Genomic DNA, 5,300 nt, shown 5'->3' on the forward strand with positions numbered 1-5,300 from the left:
AATAATAGGTTTGCATCTGCTCAACAGCATCCACCGATGAGGTGATGGCTGATACTGGACCAATTTTTTCGATACCGCCGACATCCAGAGCAAGAACCTTGTCAAAAATGACTTCACGCAGATGAACACGGGCAAAGGCGGTGGTGCGGTACTGGAGCTCCCCCTGCGCAAGACGCGCAACTAAGGTGAGTAACGAAGCAGCAGCTGCGGCTACCGCCGCAGCTGCAAGCTTGGTAGTATCGGGCTGAGGGCTTGCCAAATTGCCTAGAAAAGCACCGATAACCTCCGCAAACAGAGTAACGCCAATAAGTTGTGCAAGACGAACTACAACAATGGCGACTATCCAGCCCCAGAGTCCTTGAGATAGTCTTAAAAGCGTTTTATCTAATAACAGCATGCTGCCCCTTCACATGCAATAGCGATTCAAATTACCTGCAACTAAGTGGATGATAGTTCTATCGTCCATTTAGTTATTGGAATTAGTTTATCTAAGTAAACATTCCCTTTTTGCGCGGTAGTATTTCACCCAAAGATAGTTTTTGATACTTTCAAATTAATTTGGTAACTAATTTAAATTATTTATGACCGATTCTAAGCCCTTTTAAGGCCCCTCAAACCATACACATGGGTAATATGACCTCGGTATAGGAATGACGCTCGTCAGCAATTCTGGCTCATACATAGGGGGTGTGAAATTTTGCTCAAAAACACCTATCTTTACCTGCATTTTTGCGAGGCAGATTTTCCTTCGGTGGAGTAATAAGCCAACAATTCACCCCGTTCTATGTGGAGGTTTGCAGGTAACAATATTTTCAATTTTCTAAAATGACAGCAAAAAACATCCACACTATTATAGTTATATGTCTAGAAACCACAGGTTATCTGATATATATTTTAACTAAATGCTGAATAGTGTGGATGTTTTTTTGACTTAGGGGACAAAATTGGAAATTGTCGTTGGTCTATCCGCGTTACTCCTCACTCGGGTTATCCGCAGTCACTCAAATCGGGGAAACGCTATCAAAGAGCCGCTCGTTGACCTGCCACAGGTACAGCTTTCATTTCCTGCAGGCGCAGACGTTCTCAGCGCAAAGTCTTTAGCTACATTTCATTTAACGCTCTGCACTGAACAGTTAACGTCCAATTCTGAGTTATCTATACCGTCTGAGCCTACTCTTGAAGAGAGCGACTTTGACTTTGACAGCGTCAGCCCTCTTGCAAAGACGGATCTCAGTCGATTTATTGATAGATGTGCTATCGATGCAGAGCACCCTCTAGAGCTGGGAGTCTTCAGCCAAAATCAACGCTATCGACGTACAAAATCTCGTACGGTTATCCTGTCGCGCAGGCTACCCACGCAAGCAATATTTCCCATTGATCCAAGTCTCGCGATTTCGAGTCCCGAGCTAAGCATTATGCAGTTGGCCTCTCAGCTAGATATTGTTGAGCTTGCACTTGTAATAATGGAATTGTGCGGGCGTTATTCTCTGCATCCAGAACGCGATGGCTCTCTCCACGCAGAGCAAAGTTTTGTTACTTGTGACTATCCTGCTACAACGTGTGCACGCATAGCGGCTTTTATCAAAGCGGCAAATATGCGCAGATACCGCCACAAACTCGAGGCTGCCCTTACCTACTGCACAGATAATTCCGCCTCACCAATGGAAACCGCGCTTACCCTCACACTGACGCTTCCTGAAGAGCTTGGCGGATACGGTCTTCCGCGGCCCATTCTTAACCCAAAAATTTCAATCCCAGACGATGTGCGTCTATATGTTGGTCGAAATAATTTTCACCCCGATCTGTACTATCCACAGTGGCTCTGTGACTTGGAATATGAAAGTAGTGGATTTCACTTTGACCCTCTGCAGGCTGGCATAGCTACCGATCAAATTGATCGCTGGCGCAAAAGAGAAATCAGTCATCAAGCAGCGGATCGCAGGCGCTCGCGAGATATACAAGCACTGGGCATCAAAGTCATCCCCGTCTTGAGTAACGATTTCCTCAGTGCACAACGTATGGACCAAGTAGCGTGGGCATTAGAGCGTCAAGTACAAAAATTCACGAACAGCACCGCCAAGCTCTTCAAGACCGTTGATACTCGTGAGTTGCGTGAGGTGCGCACGAAACTACTCGAACGTTTGAGCCTAGTAGGTTCTAGACACTCCACCTTTTAAACCAAGCAGATTCCCAGCCACGTAGATGTCCTAGGATAAAAATAGCCCCAGCTCAAACTGGGGCTATTTCACGGCAGGTTAATAAAGTGCTTACTTTCTATGGGCACGATAATAAGCAATCAAACTTTGTGTACTTGCATCCTGAATCGCTAGCGCCTCATCGTCCTGGAAAGCAGGGGTAATCTGCTTTGCAAGCTGTTTGCCCAGCTCAACGCCCCACTGGTCATAGGAGTTAAGGCCCCATACCGTACCCTCAACAAAGGTAATATGCTCATAAAGCGCAATCAACTCGCCAAGGGCATGCGGCGTCAACGCCTCACCAAAAATAGAGGTTGTCGGGCGATTGCCCTCAAATACACGCGCAGGCACCATCCATTCGGCCGTTCCCTCAGCACGCACCTCATCTGCAGTCTTGCCAAAGGCTAACGCCTTTGTCTGCGCAAGGAAATTGCCCAAGAAAAGCTCGTGTACATCTTGGTCGCCATCAACAACAGGATGGGCCGTATTGGCAAAAGCAATAAAGTCGGCAGGAATCTTGCGAGTTCCTTGGTGTATCAGCTGGTAGAAAGCGTGCTGACCATTGGTACCAGGCTCACCCCAAAAAATCTCACCTGTTGCACACGTCACCGGTGTGCCGTCCCAACGTGTTGCCTTGCCATTGGACTCCATCGTAAGCTGCTGCAGATACGCAGGGAAACGATGTAAATACTGGCAATATGGCAACACGGCATGGCTGGTAGTTCCCCAGAAATTGTTATACCAAACATTCAGCAAGCCCATCAGTGCCACAACATTATTCTCAAGCGGTGTCTCCTGGAAATAGACATCCAGCTCGTTAAAACCTTCAAGGAACTGACGCCAGATATCGGGTCCCAAAGCAACAATCAACGACAGGCCCACTGCAGAACCAACCGAATAACGACCGCCGACCCAACTCCAAAAACCAAAGGCATTCTCAGGATCAATGCCAAAGTTTTCAACTAGCTCAAGATTGGTCGACACCGCAACAAAATGCTTCCGAATTGCATCAGCTGCTTGCTCATCTGATCCATCAATAGCGCCCGCCTCCTGCAAGGTCTTGAGCAGCCAGGTTTTTGCTTCACGCGCATTAGTCAGCGTCTCCAGCGTAGTAAAAGTCTTGGACACAATAATGACCAACGTCGTTTCAGGATCAAGACCGCAAGTCTTTTCTGCCATATCGTTGGGATCGATATTTGAGACATAGCGGCAATCAATACCTGCGGTCACATAAGGCTTCAAGGCTTCATACACCATGACGGGGCCCAAATCAGAGCCGCCGATGCCAATCGAGAGTACATGCTTGATGGTTTTACCACTCACACCGCGCCACTCACCCGAACGGACGCGATCAGCAAAGGCATACATGCGGTCGAGCACCTCATGCACATCAGCAACGCAGTCCTGTCCGTCCACCATAACCTTACCTTTATCGACGGCGGGGCGCCTCAAGGCCGTATGGAGCACTGCACGATTCTCGGTAGTATTAATTTTTTCGCCAGCATACATGGCATCGCGACGAGCTTCCAAATCCACCGCACGACCAAGATCAGCTAATAGCGATACCGTCGTATCGTCGATGAGATTTTTTGACAGATCAAAATGCAAATCCGAAGTATCAAAGGAGAGTTTTTGAACGCGATCAGGATCCTCAGAAAAAGCTTGCTTTAGGTTAAAACCATCAGCAACCATCTTGTCGTAATGTTTTTGAAGTGCTTGCCATGCGGGAGTTTGGGTCGCATCGATAGGTGCGGAAATTGCTGCCATAGCTACTCCTTTTTCCTGCCGCAGAATCTGCCTACGGTATACAGTGCTACCTATGCATAGCCTACCACCGTATCACCCAATTTTTGACCTGAGCATCCCAGTTGTCGGAGAATCGTATGCAAACGGAATTATTCAACAGAGTTTAAGATTCAAACACTGAAGCAATTCGGCTGAGTTGGGGCCGCAGCCAATGAACTGGCTCAGAAAAGTCGCATTCACGCCCGCGTGGCGTTATGCCTCGTGACGCTACGCCACATGACGCTATGCCTAATATGGTTCGCCCAATGGCGGAATGCGCTTAAGGCAGGCCCACGCCCACTGTTTGCGTTGTGGATCTTCCAGCGACTTCGCAAAATCGCCTAGGTTTAACACCCGCATACCCAGTACACGCACAACAAGGCCAGCCTTGAGCAGCGCCGCGTCTAACTCTTCAACTTCTACCAGCTGATTCACATAAGCAGAACGCACAACATCTGCTGCAACTTCATCAAGCACGACCAGCGTTGTAGGCCCCAGCGCCGCCACTGCCTCACAAAAAAGCTCTAGCTGCATAACACTGCCATCTGCGCGCAGCACAGATAGCGCAGTCCAATTTTCGGGCGCATAACCCAGCGCCGCAAACGCCTGTCGCAACGCCCTGCCATCGGCACCCGCCAGCAGCTCGCCACCCGCACGTTCCTCAGGTGATAGGTCACCTTTCACTAGCAATAACGATGAAAAAGCATTGCCGCTCATCACCACGCCACGTTCTGCAAGCGATGCAAGTTCGGCTTGCGTCTTGGCAAGATATGCCTTACGTCGGTTTGATTGACTGACAACCACGAACGTCCGCCGCCTTTCCTCCGTATTCTTCACAGACAATTCTACATGAGCGATAGCAACGTAAGAAATTGGGTATACGTTAAAGCAAGGAAATAAGTGCGCTTAAAACTGGTGCATCCCGTATGGTATGCGGTGCTTTCACGAGAGGAACCAATCATGGCAAGCAAGCAGCTCACCACTAGCAACTTTAACGATATTAAGTCCAGCGACAAACCCGTCCTTGTAGACTTTTGGGCATCTTGGTGTGGCCCCTGCCGCGCAATGGGTCCTGTTGTCGAGCAGGTTTCCGACGAGATGGCCGATAAACTCAATGTGTATAAGTGCAATGTTGACGAAGAGCCTGCGCTTGCTCAGCAGTTCGGCATCGTTTCTATCCCCACACTAATTCTCTTTAAGGGTGGCGAGGTGGCCCAACAGTTTGTTGGTTCCATGCCAAAGTCTTCCCTTATCAGCCAAATTGAGGCCAGCCTCTAAGGGTTCGTGCAGATATCCAATTCAGTCATTAGGCAGTACAAA

At 48.6% G+C, this 5,300-nt stretch carries 5 protein-coding genes; 2 read left to right on the forward strand and 3 right to left on the reverse strand.

Annotated elements, in window-relative coordinates; translation table 11 throughout:
- Positions 1-397 (reverse strand): hypothetical protein (locus Q0X25_RS06945; protein ID WP_298580436.1); only part of this gene is annotated, 397 nt, incomplete at its 3' end.
- Positions 398-944: 547 nt separating this feature from the next.
- Here Q0X25_RS06945 and Q0X25_RS06950 point away from each other — a divergent pair.
- Positions 945-2,177, forward strand: a complete 1,233-nt coding sequence (locus Q0X25_RS06950; RefSeq protein ID WP_298580439.1) for a hypothetical protein — start codon at positions 945-947, stop codon at positions 2,175-2,177.
- 90 nt (positions 2,178-2,267) lie between these two features.
- Here the strand turns inward: Q0X25_RS06950 and pgi are convergent, their stop codons facing one another.
- Complete coding sequence (gene pgi, locus Q0X25_RS06955; RefSeq protein WP_298580442.1) at positions 2,268-3,962, reverse strand: glucose-6-phosphate isomerase; 1,695 nt, start codon at positions 3,960-3,962, stop codon at positions 2,268-2,270.
- 267 nt (positions 3,963-4,229) lie between these two features.
- Positions 4,230-4,784 (reverse strand): hypothetical protein, encoded by a 555-nt coding sequence (locus tag Q0X25_RS06960; RefSeq protein WP_298580444.1) that lies wholly within the window; start codon positions 4,782-4,784, stop codon positions 4,230-4,232.
- Between the two features lie 156 nt (positions 4,785-4,940).
- Here Q0X25_RS06960 and trxA point away from each other — a divergent pair, with 156 nt between their 5' ends.
- On the forward strand, positions 4,941-5,258 hold the full coding sequence (gene trxA, locus Q0X25_RS06965; protein ID WP_021734435.1) for a thioredoxin: 318 nt from the start codon (positions 4,941-4,943) through the stop codon (positions 5,256-5,258).
- Positions 5,259-5,300: the final 42 nt, after the last annotated feature.

Origin of the sequence: uncultured Olegusella sp. (genome assembly GCF_947253395.1) — a bacterium.
Lineage (GTDB): Bacteria > Actinomycetota > Coriobacteriia > Coriobacteriales > Atopobiaceae > Olegusella.